The organism is Pedobacter sp. WC2501 (assembly GCF_052682415.1).
This window is the reverse complement of record NZ_JBQZFI010000001.1, coordinates 1,478,816-1,497,274: the sequence shown is the minus strand read 5'-3', so window position 1 is coordinate 1,497,274 and position 18,459 is coordinate 1,478,816. Positions and strand designations below refer to the sequence as shown.

Genomic DNA, 18,459 nt, shown 5'->3' with positions numbered 1-18,459 from the left:
AATTAGTTTTAACTTTAGTTAAGGCAATTCATTTGCCATCATCCTTATTATTATTATTAACTATTATGGAAATTAAAGATTTAACCAAAGCCGAAGAGCAGATTATGCAGGTTTTATGGCAATTGGAGAAGGCATTCGTTAAAGAGGTTATTGATGAATTACCCCTCCCTAAACCGGCTTACAATACCGTATCAACCATTATTAGAATTTTAGAAACCAAAGGTTTTATTGGTCACGAAGCCTTTGGTAAGGCCCATCAGTATTACCCTTTAATCAGTAAAGAAGAGTACAAGCGCCATGCAACAGAAAAGCTGTTAGGCAATTACTTCGAAAATTCGGTAGAGAGTATGTTTTCTTTCTTCGTTAAAGAAGAAAAACTGGATTTAAGTGATGTTGATGAAATTTTAAAAATGATTAATAAAATTAAACATAAGCCAAAATGAGTTTTGCCCACTACCTTTTACAGGTGAACTTATACCTAATTGTTTTTTTCGGCTTTTACAAATTACTGTTAGATAAGGAGACCTACTTTACTTTAAACCGCATTTATTTAATATCTGCGGGCGCTTTATCCCTCTGCATACCATTTATCCGTTTAGAGTGGCTTACGGAACAGAAGGCAGCGCAGCAGGTTTATACTTCAGTTAATTGGGAAGCTGTATTAGCACAGGCAACAATTGTAACAGAACGTAATACTGGTTTTAACTGGGGAAATGCATTCGTTTACATTTATTGCGCAGGTACTTTGTTCTTCTTAGGTAGATTGGTATTTAATTTATTAGCAGTTAAAAAACTCATTACTATAAATAAGGCTGGCTCAGCTTTCTCTTTTTTTGGCAAAAAAGTAATTGATCAGCAATTACCACAAATGGATGTGATTGATATTCATGAAGAAGCACATATTAAGCAATGGCATACCGTAGATATTTTATTTTTCGAAATTATAGGGATTATTACCTGGTTAAACCCGGTGATTTATCTTTACAAGAAAGCCATTAAAAATATCCACGAGTTTTTAGCTGACGAACTTGCCGCCGAATTTCAGGGTGATAAAGCTGAATATGCCATGTTGTTATTGAGCAAGTCATTTGGTATTTCACCAAATACCTTAACAAATGGCTTCTTAGAAAAATCATTGATCAAAAAAAGAATTTTCATGCTTCATAAGGAGCGATCTAAAAAGATAGCGATTGTGAAGTATGGAATCTTTATTCCGCTATTTGCCCTTCTCATTGTATTTTCATCGGCTACTGTTCGTAAAAACGAGAAATTATTATCCATTACTGATCAAATGCCTATGGATAAGCCGATTGAGCTGGTTGAAAACATGGTTACAGCCCCAGAGGGGATAACTATAGCACCTAAAATTTCGGTTGATGGCAAAACAGATCCAAACTGGACCGGATTTTATCAGTTTCTAGGCAGGCACATCAAATACCCAACGACAGCCACTAGCGATCAAATTCAGGGAAATGCCCAGGTAAGGTTTAATTTAACAGGTGGAAAAGTTACCAATATTACATCAAATGTAGCACTAGGTGCTGGCTGTGATGAAGAATTGAAGAAAGCAATTTTATCTTACAAAGGATTTAAAGCTGTAGCTGATGGCAAATATGCTTTAACGGTTAGTTTTAGCATTCCGGAATCTTCAAAAGTGTTCAGGAATGAATTGTTACCTGAATCAGGCGAATATGTAAATCTGAACAGGATTAATATCATATCTTATCTGCCTAAAACTACTGGTGAAGACACCAATGTCATTAAATCTGAAAATACAGATAAAGTATATGATTTCGTTTCGATTGAGAAACAGCCGGAATTTCCAGGTGGCATAACCCAATTTTATAAATACCTGGGTGGCAGTATTAAATATCCGAAGATGGCGCAGGATAATAATGTGCAAGGTAAAGTTTTCCTCAGCTTTGTAGTTGAAAAGGATGGTTCGTTAACAGATGTCCAAATTACACGGGGTTTAGGAAGTGGAACAGACGAAGAAGCAATGAGGGTTATAAAAGAATCGCCAAAGTGGAACCCAGGCATTCAGAACGGCTTAGCAGTAAGAGTTAAATATAATATTAACGTTAATTTCAAACTAAACGACCCTGTACCTATAAAAGAGACTAAAGCAAGTAGCATTCCCGGCGACCGGATCAGATTGAAGAAGGGTACAAATCTTGATGCGCTAATCATTGTAGATGGCGTTAAATTATCAGATAACAGTCAGTTGAATACGATAAACCCAAACAGTATCGAATCAATAGAAGTATTAAAAGATCAAACTGCAATGAATCTATACGGGCCAAAAGCCAAGGGTGGTGTAATTTTAGTTACCAGCAAAGGTGCAAAAAGCAATGTTTTCAGGCCACTTAACTCGAAAGAACTTTCGATAAATAAGAACAATGACTTTTTTGAACTCGAAAAAAAATTCTAACCAAAATTCAATATGAAAAACGTAATCATATTTACCATGCTGATGGGCTTTAGTTTAGCTGGTTTTGCCCAAAAAACAGATAGTACCAAAATGCCTAAAGTTATAATCCGGGGAATATCAACATTAAGTACTGAACATTTAATTGTAATAGATGGCAATAAACAGTATATAAGGGGCACAGCATCACTTAACAATGTTGATCCAAATGACATTGAAGCTGTAAACATCTTAAAAGACAGTTTAGCAACAGCCCGGTATGGCACTGATGGTTTTGCAGGTGTAATAGAAGTTAAAACCAAAAATGGTTCTCTGAGTAATAATTATGGACTTAAGGCCGCACCTATAAAAATTGATGAACCTAATTTGAAAGGAAAAGTATCAGGATTAAACGTCCGTCCTTTACCCTATAGTGAAACTCCTGTAATAAGGCGATACTTGCTAAACAGAGATTTCGATGATAAAGCCAAACCACTTTACGTTGTAGATGGAAAAGAGGTTACTAATCCTAACTTAAATGGCGAATCCATCGAATCAATAGAGGTGCTCAAAGATGCAAACTCGCAAAAACGATACGGCGATAAGGGCAAAAATGGAGTGGTGATTATTACCAGCAAAAAGCCTAAAGAAACTTCCAAGGGAAACTAAATAATTAACATTTTAACAAAAAACAATGAGAAAGCTAATCTTTTTAGCCCTAACGGGCATCGCTATGTGCTTAAATCAAGCAAAAGCACAAGACAATTCAGACAAAATTTATGATTTTACCTCCCTGGAAAAGGTACCCGATTATCCTGGAGGCATTAAGAAATTTTATGAATTCTTAGGTCGTGAGATTAAGTACCCTGAAATAGCTAAGAAAAACAGTACTCAGGGAAAAGTATTTGCTTCTTTTGTAATAGAAAAAAATGGGACGCTAACAGATATTCAAATTACCAAGAGCCTGACAAAAGAAACAGATGACGAAGCCTTAAGAGTATTGAACAAATCGCCAAGATGGAGGCCTGGATTATTAAACGGAAAACCTGTTCGTGTGAAATACCATATCAACGTTAACTTTAGTATGAATTAAATCCGAAATTGGCAATTGGCTTAAACACACAAAACCCCAGCAAAATTGCCGGGGTTTTATGTTTTTTCTCCTGTCTCGGAAGACTAAATTTAGAAAAATTTTAATGTATATGCAAATATTACAGAATAAAATTTCTAAATACGTAAAAAATTAATATGCACACATAGGATTATTGCCACTTTCGCAAACTTTTATTTCGAGTCAATCTGATTATATAAGCTTTCGATTTTCAAACCTAAAGTTTCGTATGTTTTCATAACAGTCGGCAAATGTTAAAATGTGCATCAGTTTAATCACTAGTTAATGAATAAACGACTAAAATATTGATTCGCGTATTCTTAGAGCCTGTTTAAAAATTAAATAAAATTATTTCGTATGTCAGTCTAAGGGTTAATTAATTGTTTAAAATCAATATGAGTGACGTATAATTGTCTTCTCTTGTCCCAGGGCGCAGTCTTGCCTCGGCTCGCCGCCGCCGAAGGGCTCTTTCTTTTTGGCATCAAAAAGACCAGCGCAGCTAGCTTGAACACAATTGAAAAAATAAAAGCAAGTGAAAAAACAAAAACTGCCGGCTGAAAATTTATTCATTTGTTGTTTATAAATTCAGCTGCATTCATGAGGGCTTCGCCGTTTTCTTTCGAAGCTAGTAGCCTGGCTTGGACAGTGCAGCCCGAAAAATTTGTTAGGCCGGATTTAAGTAGAACGGAGATATCGTGCTATGGCCTAGCTGGGCGGAAATACGAAAGTAATTAAAGTGTTGATTAATAATAATTTGTAAAATAACGTCAATGGTAGCGTAGTCAAAGACAATTTTTTATAGTTAAGAGAAGCACTTCGACTTCGCTCAGTGTCACAAACTAGGAGAAGTAATGTAATTGAATAAAATTTAAACAGGCTCTTAATCTAAAAAATAAGGAACATGATAGTACCTTAGCTGCCATGAATTGGTAAACTAAAAAGCCCCCACAACGTGGAGGCTCAAGAACCTGGTGATTAAACCAAGTACACAGTATATTTTTAAATGGTTTCTTCTGAAATAAATTTTGCTGATGCAAAATCACGGTTCATACGAGCGATGTTTTCTAAAGAGATTCCTTTAGGACATTCGGCCTCGCAAGCACCAGTATTGGTACAGTTACCAAAACCTTCAGCATCCATCTGTGCAACCATGCTTTGTACCCTGCGGTAACGCTCTGGCTGGCCTTGTGGCAATAATGCCAACTGAGAGATTTTCGCGGAAACGAATAACATTGCTGAAGCATTTTTACAAGTTGCCACACAAGCACCACAACCAATACAAGCTGCCGCTTCGAAAGCTGCATCTGCCTGCATTTTAGGAATTGGTAAGTTATTGGCATCTTGTGCATTACCTGTATTTACCGAAATAAAACCACCAGCAGCAATAACCCTATCAAATGCAGAACGATCTACGGTTAAGTCTTTTATTACCGGAAAAGCAGCTGCTCTCCAGGGCTCAACAACGATGGTATCGCCATCTTTGAAAGAACGCATATGCAACTGACAGGTAGTAACCAGGTCTTTTGGACCGTGTGGACGCCCGTTGATAAACATAGAGCACATTCCGCAGATTCCTTCGCGGCAATCGTGGTCGAATACAACTGGTTCTTCACCTTTGTTAATTAATTGTTCGTTTAATACATCGAACATCTCTAAAAAAGACATATCCGGTGAAATATCGGCCAATTTATAATCTACCAAAGCGCCTTTGGTATTGTTATTTTTTTGACGCCAAACTTTTAGCGTTAAGTTCATATTTCCTGTACTCATTGTATCTCAGATTTGAGATTTGAGACATTAGATATGAGAACTAAGATTTTCATCTCATGTCTCACATCTCACATCTCTTATCTATTTATAACTTCTTTGTGCAACTTTAATATTTTCAAACTTCAATTCTTCTTTGTGAAGTTCGAAGTTTACACCTTCTTTAAATTCCCAGGCGGCTACGTAAGCATAGTTCTCATCATCACGTAAGGCTTCACCTTCTTCTGTCTGATATTCTTCACGGAAGTGGCCACCACAACTTTCGTTACGGTTTAAAGCATCAATGCACATCAACTCGCCCAGTTCGATAAAATCAGCTACACGACCTGCTTTTTCGAGTTCGGTATTTAACTCATCAGCTGTTCCAGGGACACGAACATCGCTCCAGAATTCAGCGCGTAGTGCTCTGATTTCCTGGATTGCTTCGTTTAAACCTTTTTCGTTACGGGCCATACCACATTTCTCCCACATAATGTGGCCTAAACGTTTGTGGAAATGATCTACCGACTTAGTTCCTTTAATATTAATTAGCTTATTTAAGATACCAACTGCTCTTTCTTCCGCCTCTACAAAGGCAGGGTGATCAGTAGGAATTGCTTTTACTGAAATTTCTTTCGATAAGTAAGATCCAATAGTGTAAGGAAGAACGAAATAACCATCAGCCAAACCCTGCATCAAAGCAGATGCACCTAAGCGGTTAGCACCGTGATCTGAGAAGTTAGCCTCACCTGTACAATATAAACCAGGTACAGAGGTCATCAGGTTATAATCAACCCATAAACCACCCATGGTATAGTGAACTGCAGGATAAATACGCATTGGGGTTTCATAAGGGTTTTCACCTGTAATCTGCGCATACATATCGAAGAGGTTACCATATTTAGCTTTAATTACCTCAGTACCTAAGCGCATGCAGGTTTCTTTGTCAGGATTGTGGTTACCTGCTTTAGAAGCTTCGATTTTTCCGTAGCGTTCTGTATTTGCTTTAAAATCTAAATATACAGCCAATTTAGAAGCTCCTACCCCATAACCTGCATCACAACGTTCTTTTGCAGCACGGGATGCCACATCACGAGGAACCAGGTTACCAAAAGCAGGGTAACGACGTTCTAAATAATAATCTCTTTCATCTTCAGGAATTTCTGAAGCTTTACGGTTATCATCTTTCTTTTTAGGAACCCAGATACGTCCATCGTTACGTAACGATTCAGACATCAGGGTTAATTTAGACTGGTGATCGCCAGAAACCGGGATACAGGTTGGGTGGATCTGCGTATAACAAGGGTTTGCAAAATAAGCACCTTGTTTGTGCGCTTTCCACGCTGCTGTAACGTTACTTCCCATCGCGTTGGTAGACAGATAGAATACGTTTCCGTAACCACCTGTTCCTAATACCACTGCATGACCAAAATGACGTTCGATTTCTCCTGTAATTAAGTTACGTGCAATAATGCCGCGTGCTTTGCCATCAATTTTAACAACCTCAAGCATTTCGTGGCGGGTATACATTTCTACTTTACCCATACCAATCTGGCGTTCTAAGGCAGAATATGCACCTAATAATAACTGCTGACCAGTTTGACCAGCGGCATAAAAAGTACGTTGAACCTGTGTACCACCAAATGAACGGTTATCTAACAAGCCACCATACTCACGTGCCAAAGGCACACCTTGTGCCACACATTGATCTATAATGTTGGCACTTACTTCGGCCAAACGATGCACATTGGCTTCGCGGGCACGGTAATCGCCACCTTTAATCGTATCATAGAAAAGGCGATAAACACTATCGCCATCATTCTGATAGTTTTTTGCTGCATTAATACCACCCTGAGCAGCGATTGAGTGTGCTCTACGTGGTGAATCCTGAAAACAGAAACATTTTACTTTGTAACCCATCTCGGCTAAAGTAGCCGCTGCCGAAGCACCTGCTAAACCCGAACCTACAATGATTACTTCAATAGTTCTTTTGTTCGATGGGTTTACCAAAGGCACAGAAGACTTATATTTTGTCCATTTGCTGGTTAATTCGCCTTCTGGAATATTTGAATTAATATCTGACATATCTTTTGTGCTAAAAATTATTGAATAAGACCGAAATAAACTGCAATCGGCATGGCTGCGAAAAGGATCGAAATAATAATCGAATACCAAACGCCAGCTCCTTTAATTATACCATTATATTTTGAGTGGTTCCATCCTAATGTTTGGAATGCAGAAGCAAAACCATGCAATAAGTGATAGCATAAAGAAAACATAGCCAAAATATATACTGCAACCCTTACCGGATCCTGAAATTTTTCTTTCATTACCGCATAAAGATCTTCATGTCCGTTGGCATCAACTGTTGGGATGCCTGTAAAACGGGAAACTACCCAAAAATCTTTCAGGTGAACGACCAAAAAGATCAGCAAAAGCGTTCCTAGCAAGCCCATAGAACGGCTGTACCATTTACTGTTTGCCTTACCATCGTTTACGGCATACTTAACCGGACGTGCTTTCTGATTTTGCAATGTTAAACGTAAAGCCTGAAAAATGTGTGCAAGCAAACCAATAAATAACACAATCTCGCCAGCCCGGATAATCCAGTTGGTGGCCATAAAATGTGCGCCTACGTTAAATGTCAAACCACCGTCGCTAATAAAAATTAAAGCATTAATACCGCAGTGTACAATTAAAAAAAGTATCAGGAACAAACCTGTAATACCCATTATGAATTTCTTCCCTATTGATGAAGAAAACGCATTTCCGAAACCACTCATTTGATTAGGATTTATATCTAAATTTCTTGCAAAAGTATCTAATTATGAGTTTAATTTATAAACGATTATGACAAAACAGCGATAAAACATTTATTTAGAAACATTCTAAAGCATATTCGGAATTAATCAAAAGAATAGGAGATTATTTAAGGTTTCGATTATTAGTATTGGTTAAATATACGGCATGCCCTAACGTTTTTTAACCATTAAGGAATTAAGAGCATTAAGTGCGTGTAAAAGATTGTTAAAGTTATCTGTCTGGTAAAATACTGAAATATTCATTTACTATAGGCACAATGCTTTTTGTAATATTCTCTGTAAAAAAATTAATCAATAATCCCTGAGGAGCATTAAGAAGTTTCATATAGGTTTGGAGTTGTGCGTGATGAACAGCTAGAATATTCGATATCTTTCAAAAAATAATGGCATAAAAAAAAGTCCCGATTTGCATCGGGACTTTTTACGATTTATGTGTTCGAGTTTTCTTAAGCTACTTTAACATTTACCGCGTTTAGGCCTTTTCTACCTTCTTCTACATCGTAGTTTACGGTATCATTCTCGCGAATGTTATCGATTAAGCCTGAAGCATGAACAAAAATTTCGGCATCGCCATTAGATGGAGTGATAAATCCGAAACCTTTAGTTTCATTAAAAAATTTTACTGTTCCTTGTTGCATTATATTGTATTTTAATTTGAACCAAAGATAGAGTTAAATACCTATAAATCAATTTTTTATTTTTTTTATTGTAGAATATATACTAAATACATTGACTATTTGCCTTTTAAGCCCTATTAGGGGCCAAATTTAATCCATTAATTTTTGATGTACCGCCCGGTTTTATCCATAAAACATGTTCAAAACAGGCCTTGTCCAATCGCTTTTCTGCGTAAAAAAACATAAACAACAAAATGAACTACTTTGTTCCGACTGTTAATTATTGATGAATAACATTGAAGATGCAGAACCAAAAGTTACCTTATAGCAACCCAGTTTAAATTTAACTATAAACAAGACTTTCGCGCTGCTCATAATTTACCATCAGGTTTTCTGTAATTTTTACAACTAACGTTTCGTGGGCTTTGGCAGCGTAGCTTAAGATGAGCAAATCACCAACGATTTCGTGTAAAATTAAATCCGGACTTGTATAGGTGATCGAAACTATATGAGCTGCTTTATTTAACAGATCAGAATTATAAATATGTAATTCGGCTAAATCGAAAAGGACCGGATGATCTTCGAGATCATTTAAAACAGGCATTTTATGTTCTAAGGCTGCAATGCTGTCCATTACCGAATACTGAAGTTTTTGATTTAGCGTATTTGCCTTTTCATTCGCTTGCTGCATCTGAGAAAAGGTATGCAGGTGTTGATCGAAGCTGTATATTTTGGATCTTTTTTGAAATTCTTTGTAAGTATCGTGAAATATCCGCCTTTCAAAATCCGTTCTACACATGAAATTGAAATATTGTTTTACACTTAGGTTAATGTTAGCTAAAGCCATAATATTCTGTTTTTGTTGCTGATTCAAATGGAACTATAAAAAAATAATTTAGCGTATTGGTAAAGGCTGATTATCAATCGGTAGTAGCGAAACTAAATCTTGATTATGAAAAACGGATGAATATTGGTTAACGTATAAAAAACGTTGCTGACCAACACAGATTTAAGATATTTTAACAAATAACCTTTCCACTACACTCAAATCAATTGTCATTCTGAACGCAGTGAAGAATCTCAGCCCTATGAAATACCGGACCTGAACAAATTGATGCAATTCCTTTATTAACAGGCCATGGAGTGATAGTAAGCCATAGAAAAAAGGCTCTTCGACTACGCTCAGGGTTACAAACCATGAGTTGTCATTCTGAACGCAGTGAAGAATCTATATCCGATGGAACACAGACGTAATATTCAGGATAACAAATTCTCCGTCTTAATTTGTGTTCATCCGTGGCAAAAAAGATATAACGATATAGTCTGTGGGACACAGACCATTAGATCAACTAAAACTCCTCAATTCATTTTTTAAAAACAGTTTAATTCACAGAAGGTTATTACTATACAAAACATTTATAACTAAAATAACTACAGATATGGAAACGAGAAACAACCATGCTTTGATCCAGGCTTTATTGGATTGCGCTTTAGCTTGTGAACATTGCGCATCATCATGTTTAAAAGAAGAAGACATCAACATGATGATTGATTGTATTAAACTTGATAGAGATTGTGCAGATATCTGTACCCAGGCGGCCAGATTGCTACAAAGAGATTCAGTTATTGGCCACCAGTATCTACTACTTTGTGAAGAAATATGCAGGCTTTGTGCGGCTGAATGTAGCAAACATGATCATGAACACTGCAGACAATGTGCTGTGGCCTGCGAGGAATGTGCAGACGCTTGTCATGCTAACCACGAACCTATAAAACAAGACTAAAAAAAAGGCTTCCCGGATTTAAACCAGGGAAGCCTCTCAAACTATTTATTACTGTTAATTATTGTGCAGGGAAGCTGTAGTTATATGAACCTTGCTCACCAACACCAGAAATACTAACCATATTATTTCTTCCTAAAGGCAATGCTTTTTGAACATCGGCCACAGAATTTACAGGTTGTCCGTTTACTTTGGTAATAATTAAGCCTTTTTCAACCCCAATATTGTCGAAAGCTTTTCCGGTGGTAACTGATGTTACGACTACACCACTGTTAATGCCGTATTTAGATTTCTGCGCTTGGGTAGCCGGAGCGAAAGTCGCACCCAATTTACTTACTTCGGCACCTTTACTTCCATTATTATTCGCCGTTAAACCTACACTGGCTTCGCCTTTAAGGGTAACCGTATAGTCTTTCAAGGCACCATTACGCAGTACAGTTAATTTAACTTTATCGCCAGGGTTTAAACGACCAACTCTTTCCTGAAGATCAGGTGAATCGTTGATTACCACGCCATCAACTTTTTTGATTACATCGCCTGATTTAATGCCCGCAGCAGCAGCACCGCCGCCAGCAACTACATCATTCACATACAAACCACTGATTTCGTTGGTTTTAATACCTTCAGGTTTTTCCTCACCACTTAATGGCACAAAGTTAACGCCAATGTAACCACGTTTAACTGAACCATATTTCATAAAATCGTCAACAATTTTACGGGCTAAGTTAACTGGAATTGCAAATCCATAACCTTGGTTATAACCGCTTTGCGAAGCAATTGCTGAGTTAATACCTACCAATTCACCATTTGCATTTACAAGGGCACCGCCGCTGTTACCAGGGTTAATTGCCGCATCTGTTTGGATAAATGATTCGATACTGGTATTTGCCGGACGATCTGGTCTTTTTCCGGTACGTTGGTATTCGCGGTATTCCTCTTCTGTAATTTCATTGCCTTGTTGCTCACGACCAATAATACCAATACTACGGTTTTTTGCACTTACAATACCTGCTGTTACTGTTGTATTTAAATCTAAAGGGAAACCTACAGCTAATACCCATTCTCCAACCTGCACATTATCCGAATTACCCATTTTTACGACAGGCAAACCCGTTGCATTTACTTTAATTAATGCTAAATCCGTATTCGGATCACGGCCAATTACTTTTGCTTCTACTTTACGCCTATCTGTTAAAACCACCTCAACCTTCTCTGCATTTTCTACTACGTGGTTGTTGGTAACGATATAACCATCCTGACTGATAATTACACCTGATCCTGATGCTGCTCTTGGCTGACGCTGCATCTGGCGACCACCGCCGCCGAAGAAATCTTCCATCATATCAAAAGGAGAAGAAGAACCCTGCCCTTTCGATGCCGCGTAAGTTGTTTTAATGTGAACCACACCTGGCGCAACTGCTGCTGCGGCCTGTGTAAAATCTGTAGCACCTGCTGATGATACTTTTAGTGGGTTATTGGCGAAATACAAATTCTGTTTTTCGGTAATGGTACTGCCTGTTTGGTTACGCTCAACTAATTTGTAACCTCCAATTGCTGCTGCCCCACCTATAAAAGCAGCTAACACGGTAATTCCTAATATTTTTTTCATGTGTTTGTATATTGTTTTTTTAATGGTCATGAAGCTATTAAAAGCTTAGTATTGCTTTAAAATTGTTAGCTTTTAATGGTTTCATGTGTCTGTATATTGTTTTTTAAAGCCATGATTTATTATAAACTAATTTGCTAGCTAATGGTTAGCTTATCATATTTCATTTGTTAAATGTTATTGTTTGCGGGAGCGTTTTTCATTTTGATCTAAGCAGGATGCTCCAGCAGTTTTTATCTGCTTAAATTTTCTTTAGCAAGTTTATTCAAATTTAATACCATATAAACGATATTTGTATCCTCAAAGCACTTAGTTTTGTGTTAAAAAATGTTAAATTAAAAAACACAGTCCGCTTATTACCTTTTGCAACTCAAATATTGCATTAAAAAATGAAGCTTTCATGAAAATTAATTTCTTTAAATACCAGGGTGCAGGTAACGATTTTATTTTGATAGACCACACCACAAGTCCGTTAAAAAATATTGACAATCAACTAGTTGAACAATTATGCCACAGAAGATTTGGCATTGGTGCTGACGGATTAATGTTCATTACCAAGCACGAGGATTACGATTTTGAGATGCATTATTTTAATGCCGATGGCAAGTTGGGCAGCATGTGCGGAAATGGTGGCAGATGCATTGTTGCCTTTGCCAAACAGCTTGGCATTATCGATCGCGAAACAAACTTTTTGGCAGTAGATGGCCCTCATTATGCCAGAATTTCAGAAAATGGAGAATGGGTTGATTTACAAATGATTGATGTAGATACCATTACCAAAGATGGCGAAGCTTACGTATTGAATACGGGTTCGCCACATTATGTTGCTCTGCAAAGCGATTTAAAAGATTTTGACGTTTTTACCGAAGGAAAGAACATACGTTACAATGCAACTTATGCAGAAAAAGGTATAAATGTAAACTTTGTAGAAGATAAAGGTGATCATTTATTTGTTCGTACTTACGAACGCGGGGTCGAAGATGAAACCTATGCATGTGGCACCGGCGTAACAGCGGTGGCTATGGCTATGGCACAACATAAAAACCAAACCGGCCATGTTAAAACTGATATTAAGGTTTTGGGCGGTGATATTAAAATAGAATTTGACTACGATGGTAAAGCATTCACCAATGTATTTTTATGTGGCCCGGCCAAATTGGTTTTTGAGGGAGAAGTGGAGTAAATAGCCTTAACTCACTTTATATAACAAAGGGTATCAACAGTAACCGAATGTAGATGATACTTTTTAATAATGACGTAATCCACTTTTTCCATTTTGACTAAATTCCATGACTCTCTTTTATGGAAAGAGTAGTATGGTGTTTCATTAAAATAAAAATTTTCTTTAATTTCCATCCTCCGAAAAACTCTATGAATAGGATCAAGCACTAAAATACTATCATAATCTCTTTTTGCAGATTTATATTTATAAGTTAAAGCATTGGGATAAGAAATTATAATAACCGAATCAACATATTTACCATTTGATTTATACTTAAACCAATGAGGCGCTCCCGGCACTAAACAACCACAGCATAACAATAAGAGTATTACCATAAAATATTTCATATCGTCATTATTAGAAGTTATAGCAAGATAATATGTTATAATGTAAACATACACTAACAACTCTTTTGTTTGTTAAAACAAACAGGATTAATCATTTAAAAATTGCTTCATAACAAGCAATTTTAACAGCATTTAACATCTGTCTCAAGATATTTACACATTCATTTCTGGTTAAAAAATAATACTTAAAAATCTAAAAAACAGCAATTTAAAACAAGACAAGCGCAGTTTACAACACGAAATAAATCAATCGATTGATTAAATGACAGAATTTGGACAGATTTATTTTTGGTTAGGCGCTATTTTTGGACAATTATTTGCGGAAATTGAAGTCCTAAGTTTTGACGACGCTCTTAATTCCGGAAATTCAAATTTATACACACACAGAAATAGTCCATGAGAAAAGTAACAACTCTCTTTTTTAGCATGAGCATGGGTATGCTCTTAGCATCCTGCGGAAACAACGATGCTGCTAAAAAAGCCGCAGCTGCAGCAGCAGCTGGTCCACAAGCTTACCCGGTTTTTACCGTAAATACACAAAATACCACTTTAGATTCTGATTACCCTGCAACGATTGAAGGTATCCAAAATATCGACATCCGCCCAAAAGTTGACGGCTTTATCGAAAAGATTTTTGTAGATGAGGGTGCAGTGGTTAAAAAAGGTCAGTTACTTTTCACCATTAATGCACCACAATACGAACAACAGGTACGCACAGCAAGAGCAGCCATTAGTAGTGCCGAAGCCGATGTTAATGCTGCCCAGTTAACCGTAAATAAAACCAGGCCTTTGGTAGAAAAAGACATCATCAGCAAGTACGATCTTGATGCTGCCCAATTAACACTTCAAAGCAGAAAAGCAGCATTGGCACAGGCAAAAGCCGAATTAGTAAATGCGCAGGTTAACTTAGGTTATACTTCAGTTAAAAGTCCTGTTGACGGCGTAGTTGGAAGTATTCCTTTCAGAAATGGAAGTTTGGTAAGCAGTACCAGTACACAACCTTTAACAACAGTTTCTAACACTTCAAAGGTTTATGCTTACTTCTCTTTAAATGAGAAACAGCTTTTAGATTTTTCTAAAACCTATAAAGGGAATACTTTGGCCCAGCAGATGAAAAACATCCCGGCGGTGAGTTTGGTGCTTGCCGATGGAACAGTTTATGCACAAAATGGTAAAATCGAATCCATCAACGGGCAGATTAACACCAGCACAGGCTCTGCAAGTTTAAGGGCAACCTTCCCCAATCCTACTTCTTTATTAAAAAATGGCGCAAGTGCTTCTGTAAGGATTCCTCAGCACATTGAGAATGCAATTTTAATTCCTCAAAAATCAACCATTGATTTACAGGGTAAAAAATTCGTTTACATTTTGGGCGATTCTGCTAAAGCCATTAACACCGAAATTGAGATTATGGATTTGGCCAAAGGCAAATTCTATGTAGTAACTAAAGGACTTAAGGCTGGAGATAAAGTTGTTTTAGAGGGTTTCCAATCGTTAAAAGATGGAACTAAAATCAAACCTGAAGAGAAAAGTGCCGATTCAGTTTATGCTGATATCAAGAAATAACAATATCATGTTGCCAATCACACTATTTGTAGTGTAATCAATATTAATTATGTTTAAGAAATTTATAGAAAGACCGGTTTTATCAACGGTTATATCCATCATCATCGTTATACTCGGTGTTTTAGGTTTAGCTACGTTGCCGGTTTCACAATATCCGGAAATTGCCCCGCCAACGGTGCAGGTCTCTACTTCATACCAGGGTGCAAATGCCGATGTGGTAATGAATAGCGTTGTTGTTCCGCTGGAAGAGCAGATCAATGGCGTGGAAGACATGACCTACATGACTTCAAGTGCCAGTAACGATGGTACCGCAACCATTACCGTAAACTTTAAGCTGGGCACCAACCCCGATCTTGCAGCAGTAAACGTACAGAACAGGGTTGCCCGTGCTACCAGTTTATTACCTGCAGAGGTAACCAAATCTGGAGTAATTACAGCAAAAAGACAGGCAAGTAACGTATTGATCTTTGGTTTATATAGCGATGATCCTTCTTACGACCAGAAATTTTTGCAGAACTATGCAAACATCAATATCATCCCTCAGATTAAACGTATCAATGGAGTGGGTGATGCGAGCGCATTCGGAACGTTGGATTATACCATGCGGATCTGGCTAAAACCTGATGTGATGGCAACCTACGGATTGGTTCCTAACGATATCAACGTTGCCCTGGCCGATCAAAATGTGGAGGCCGCTCCGGGTCAATTCGGAGAACTTGGCAATCAGGCATTTCAATATACCCTAAAATATACCGGTAGGTTAAAAGATGAAGCCCAATTTGGCAACATTATTATCCGGACTACTGATAATGGCCAGATTCTTCGTTTAAAAGATATTGCAAGGATCGAATTAGGTGCGCAAAGTTATGCCAGTTCGGTTAAATTTAACGGAAAACAGGCTTTGGGTATTGCGATTAACCAAACAGCAGGTTCAAATGCAAAAGAGGTGATCGAAAACTCCATCAAAACCCTTGATGAAGCTCAAAAATCTTTTCCAAAAGGGGTGCATTACTCAACTTTGGTTAACGTAAACGACTTTTTGGATGCATCGATTGAAAAAGTGCTTCACACCCTGATCGAGGCTTTTATTTTGGTGTTCTTAGTGGTATTTATCTTCTTACAAGATTTCCGTTCAACCTTGATTCCGGCAATTAGTGTACCGGTGGCAATTATCGGAACGTTCTTCTTCCTGAGTTTATTTGGATTTACCATCAACTTATTAACCTTATTTGCCCTAGTACTTGCCATTGGTATTGTGGTGGATGATGCGATTGTGGTAGTAGAGGCCGTGCACGCCAAGCTGGATGAAGGTTATACAGATGCCAGAAAGGCAACCATAGATGCGATGGACGACATTAGTGGAGCGATTATTTCGATCACTTTGGTAATGGCTGCCGTATTTATCCCGGTGAGTTTTATTTCCGGTTCTTCTGGTGTATTTTACAAACAATTTGGTTTAACACTGGCCATTTCGATCATTTTATCGGCCATTAACGCCTTAACCTTAAGTCCGGCATTATGTGCTTTATTCTTAAAACCGCACAAAGAAGAACACAAAAAGTCTAAAAACTTTTTAAACCGTTTTTACGATGCTTTTAATACTTCATTTGATGCCGTAACTGGGAAATATAAAAAATCAGTAAGCTTTCTTTCCAGGAAAAAATGGATTGTTGGATTGGCTATTGCCTTCTTTGCTGTAGTATTGGTCTGGACAATGAATACCACGCCGAAAGGTTTCGTACCAAATGAGGATTTGGGAACCATCATGAGCGATATCTCATTGCCAGCAGGAACCTCGCAGGAGGAAACCAATATTGTAATTGCAAAGATTGATAGTATTGCACACAAAATACCTGAAATTAAAAACACTTTAAGGGTTGTGGGGCGTAGTATGATCAGTGGTTCGGGCAGTTCGTATGGTATGGTAATTTCGCGATTAACCCCATGGGATGAACGTAAAGGCCGCGATGTAAAAGCCATAATTGGCGAGTTGTTTGCAAAAACAGCAGGCATTAAAGGTGCTAAAATTATTTTCTTCGCTCCGCCAACTATCCAGGGTTTTGGTACCAGTGGCGGTTTTGAGTTCCAGTTGCAGGATAAAACCGGCGGAGATATTAAAAAATTCAACGAGGTTGGAAATGGATTTTTAGCGGCTTTGAGTAAACGTCCTGAGATCCAATATGCTTCTACCTCTTTTAACCCAAATTTCCCACAATATCAGATTGATGTAAATGTGGCAAAGGTTAAACAGGCTGGGTTAACGGTTAGTGATGTATTGGGTGTAATGCAGGGCTATTATGGTGGTGTTTATGCATCAAACTTTAATAAATTCGGTAAACAGTTCAGGGTGATGTACCAGGCAGATGCCCAGTATCGTGCAAACGAGCAAACGTTAACCCGCATTTTTGTTAGAAATTCTGCGGGGCAAATGGCGCCGGTATCAGAATTTATTACGTTAACCAAAGTATACGGACCACAGGCCATTTCCCGTTTCAATTTGTTTACTTCTATTGCGGTAACAGGTAATCCAAATGCAGGCTATAGCTCAGGTGATGCTTTAAAGGCTGTTCAGGAAGAGGCAGCTAAAAATCTTCCGGCAGGCTATGGCTATGAATTTTCTGGCTTATCGCGTGAGGAGATGGCTGGTGGAAGTCAGACAGTCTTCATCTTCTTACTTTGCGTAATCTTTGTTTATTTTCTACTCGCTGCACAATACGAAAGTTATATTTTACCATTAGCGGTATTATTCTCTTTACCAGTTGGTTTAGCAGGTGTATTCGTGTTTGACAAAATTTTCGGGGTAGATAATAACATTTATACGCAGATTACCCTGATCATGCTTGTGGGACTACTCGCCAAAAACGCCATTTTGATCGTAGAATATGCGGTAGATAGAAGAAGAAAAGGCATGAGTATAGCCAACGCAGCAATTGATGGTGCAACAGCACGTTTACGTCCGATTTTAATGACCTCGTTCGCCTTCATTCTTGGTTTATTACCTTTAATGTTATCATCAGGTGTTGGTGCAGCGGGTAATACTTCAATTGGTACAGGTGCTGTTGGCGGTATGTTGATCGGAACAATATTTGGAGTTTTCGTAATTCCGGCCCTGTTTATCATATTCCAGTCTTTACAGGAGCGCATCAGTAATAAATCGCCTTTTAACGAAGGTATTGACCATGAACAAACGCCAGAGGAATATGAATTGGCTACTGCGAACAGCAAACATTAATA

At 37.8% G+C, this 18,459-nt stretch carries 16 protein-coding genes; 8 read left to right on the top strand and 8 right to left on the bottom strand.

The genetic code is table 11. The features are described from left to right. Window positions 1–65 precede the first annotated feature (65 nt). The 4 genes from ACUN24_RS06425 to ACUN24_RS06410 are packed head-to-tail and all read left to right on the top strand — an operon-like array spanning window position 66 to window position 3,500. Window positions 66–443, top strand: a complete 378-nt coding sequence (locus tag ACUN24_RS06425; protein WP_121284368.1) for a BlaI/MecI/CopY family transcriptional regulator — start codon at window positions 66–68, stop codon at window positions 441–443. Then, the gene (locus ACUN24_RS06420) at window positions 440–2,431 is read left to right on the top strand and encodes a TonB family protein (RefSeq protein ID WP_445561753.1); all 1,992 of its coding nucleotides are present in this window, start codon (window positions 440–442) and stop codon (window positions 2,429–2,431) included. Before ACUN24_RS06425 ends, ACUN24_RS06420 begins: the two co-directional genes overlap by 4 nt. A 12-nt stretch (window positions 2,432–2,443) precedes the next feature. Further along, the gene (locus ACUN24_RS06415) at window positions 2,444–3,076 is read left to right on the top strand and encodes a TonB-dependent receptor plug domain-containing protein (RefSeq protein WP_445561752.1); all 633 of its coding nucleotides are present in this window, start codon (window positions 2,444–2,446) and stop codon (window positions 3,074–3,076) included. A gap of 25 nt (window positions 3,077–3,101) precedes the next feature. After that, complete coding sequence (locus tag ACUN24_RS06410) at window positions 3,102–3,500, top strand: energy transducer TonB (protein WP_445561751.1); 399 nt, start codon at window positions 3,102–3,104, stop codon at window positions 3,498–3,500. Between the two features lie 1,017 nt (window positions 3,501–4,517). Here the strand turns inward: ACUN24_RS06410 and ACUN24_RS06405 are convergent. The 6 genes from ACUN24_RS06405 to ACUN24_RS06380 form a co-directional block, all read right to left on the bottom strand. Continuing rightward, window positions 4,518–5,288 (bottom strand): succinate dehydrogenase/fumarate reductase iron-sulfur subunit, encoded by a 771-nt coding sequence (locus ACUN24_RS06405; RefSeq protein ID WP_121284372.1) that lies wholly within the window; start codon window positions 5,286–5,288, stop codon window positions 4,518–4,520. Between the two features lie 81 nt (window positions 5,289–5,369). Next, complete coding sequence (locus ACUN24_RS06400) at window positions 5,370–7,349, bottom strand: fumarate reductase/succinate dehydrogenase flavoprotein subunit (RefSeq protein WP_445561750.1); 1,980 nt, start codon at window positions 7,347–7,349, stop codon at window positions 5,370–5,372. 17 nt (window positions 7,350–7,366) lie between these two features. Next, on the bottom strand, window positions 7,367–8,047 hold the full coding sequence (locus ACUN24_RS06395) for a succinate dehydrogenase cytochrome b subunit (RefSeq protein WP_025143313.1): 681 nt from the start codon (window positions 8,045–8,047) through the stop codon (window positions 7,367–7,369). Window positions 8,048–8,297: 250 nt separating this feature from the next. Continuing rightward, window positions 8,298–8,447: a GxxExxY protein gene (locus tag ACUN24_RS06390; RefSeq protein ID WP_445565128.1), complete on the bottom strand. Its 150-nt coding sequence runs from the start codon at window positions 8,445–8,447 to the stop codon at window positions 8,298–8,300. 85 nt (window positions 8,448–8,532) lie between these two features. Next, complete coding sequence (locus tag ACUN24_RS06385) at window positions 8,533–8,724, bottom strand: cold-shock protein (RefSeq protein ID WP_010599638.1); 192 nt, start codon at window positions 8,722–8,724, stop codon at window positions 8,533–8,535. Between the two features lie 322 nt (window positions 8,725–9,046). Next, entirely contained in the window at window positions 9,047–9,550 is a 504-nt protein-coding gene (locus tag ACUN24_RS06380; RefSeq protein WP_445561749.1) for a hypothetical protein, read from the bottom strand. 592 nt (window positions 9,551–10,142) lie between these two features. Here ACUN24_RS06380 and ACUN24_RS06375 point away from each other — a divergent pair. Beyond that, window positions 10,143–10,487: a four-helix bundle copper-binding protein gene (locus tag ACUN24_RS06375; protein WP_315417884.1), complete on the top strand. Its 345-nt coding sequence runs from the start codon at window positions 10,143–10,145 to the stop codon at window positions 10,485–10,487. 58 nt (window positions 10,488–10,545) lie between these two features. Here the strand turns inward: ACUN24_RS06375 and ACUN24_RS06370 are convergent, their stop codons facing one another. After that, window positions 10,546–12,093: a trypsin-like peptidase domain-containing protein gene (locus tag ACUN24_RS06370; protein WP_445561748.1), complete on the bottom strand. Its 1,548-nt coding sequence runs from the start codon at window positions 12,091–12,093 to the stop codon at window positions 10,546–10,548. 397 nt (window positions 12,094–12,490) lie between these two features. Here ACUN24_RS06370 and dapF point away from each other — a divergent pair, with 397 nt between their 5' ends. Further along, window positions 12,491–13,273: a diaminopimelate epimerase gene (gene dapF / locus ACUN24_RS06365; RefSeq protein ID WP_445561747.1), complete on the top strand. Its 783-nt coding sequence runs from the start codon at window positions 12,491–12,493 to the stop codon at window positions 13,271–13,273. 11 nt (window positions 13,274–13,284) lie between these two features. Here the strand turns inward: dapF and ACUN24_RS06360 are convergent, their stop codons facing one another. Then, complete coding sequence (locus ACUN24_RS06360) at window positions 13,285–13,659, bottom strand: hypothetical protein (protein ID WP_445561746.1); 375 nt, start codon at window positions 13,657–13,659, stop codon at window positions 13,285–13,287. A 396-nt stretch (window positions 13,660–14,055) separates the two neighbouring features. Between ACUN24_RS06360 and ACUN24_RS06355 the strand changes: the two genes are divergently transcribed. Both ACUN24_RS06355 and ACUN24_RS06350 read left to right on the top strand, forming a co-directional pair. Continuing rightward, entirely contained in the window at window positions 14,056–15,225 is a 1,170-nt protein-coding gene (locus ACUN24_RS06355) for an efflux RND transporter periplasmic adaptor subunit (protein WP_445561745.1), read from the top strand. 49 nt (window positions 15,226–15,274) lie between these two features. Beyond that, on the top strand, window positions 15,275–18,457 hold the full coding sequence (locus ACUN24_RS06350; RefSeq protein WP_445561744.1) for an efflux RND transporter permease subunit: 3,183 nt from the start codon (window positions 15,275–15,277) through the stop codon (window positions 18,455–18,457). The last annotated feature ends 2 nt before the right edge of the window (window positions 18,458–18,459 follow it).

Coding starts and splice junctions, on each gene's coding strand:
- ACUN24_RS06425 (WP_121284368.1), top strand. CDS start 66: ATGGAAATTAAAGATTTAACCAAAGCCGAAGAGCAGATTATGCAGGTT.
- ACUN24_RS06420 (WP_445561753.1), top strand. CDS start 440: ATGAGTTTTGCCCACTACCTTTTACAGGTGAACTTATACCTAATTGTT.
- ACUN24_RS06415 (WP_445561752.1), top strand. CDS start 2,444: ATGAAAAACGTAATCATATTTACCATGCTGATGGGCTTTAGTTTAGCT.
- ACUN24_RS06410 (WP_445561751.1), top strand. CDS start 3,102: ATGAGAAAGCTAATCTTTTTAGCCCTAACGGGCATCGCTATGTGCTTA.
- ACUN24_RS06405 (WP_121284372.1), bottom strand. CDS start 5,288: ATGAGTACAGGAAATATGAACTTAACGCTAAAAGTTTGGCGTCAAAAA.
- ACUN24_RS06400 (WP_445561750.1), bottom strand. CDS start 7,349: ATGTCAGATATTAATTCAAATATTCCAGAAGGCGAATTAACCAGCAAA.
- ACUN24_RS06395 (WP_025143313.1), bottom strand. CDS start 8,047: ATGAGTGGTTTCGGAAATGCGTTTTCTTCATCAATAGGGAAGAAATTC.
- ACUN24_RS06385 (WP_010599638.1), bottom strand. CDS start 8,724: ATGCAACAAGGAACAGTAAAATTTTTTAATGAAACTAAAGGTTTCGGA.
- ACUN24_RS06380 (WP_445561749.1), bottom strand. CDS start 9,550: ATGGCTTTAGCTAACATTAACCTAAGTGTAAAACAATATTTCAATTTC.
- ACUN24_RS06375 (WP_315417884.1), top strand. CDS start 10,143: ATGGAAACGAGAAACAACCATGCTTTGATCCAGGCTTTATTGGATTGC.
- ACUN24_RS06370 (WP_445561748.1), bottom strand. CDS start 12,093: ATGAAAAAAATATTAGGAATTACCGTGTTAGCTGCTTTTATAGGTGGG.
- dapF (WP_445561747.1), top strand. CDS start 12,491: ATGAAAATTAATTTCTTTAAATACCAGGGTGCAGGTAACGATTTTATT.
- ACUN24_RS06360 (WP_445561746.1), bottom strand. CDS start 13,659: ATGAAATATTTTATGGTAATACTCTTATTGTTATGCTGTGGTTGTTTA.
- ACUN24_RS06355 (WP_445561745.1), top strand. CDS start 14,056: ATGAGAAAAGTAACAACTCTCTTTTTTAGCATGAGCATGGGTATGCTC.
- ACUN24_RS06350 (WP_445561744.1), top strand. CDS start 15,275: ATGTTTAAGAAATTTATAGAAAGACCGGTTTTATCAACGGTTATATCC.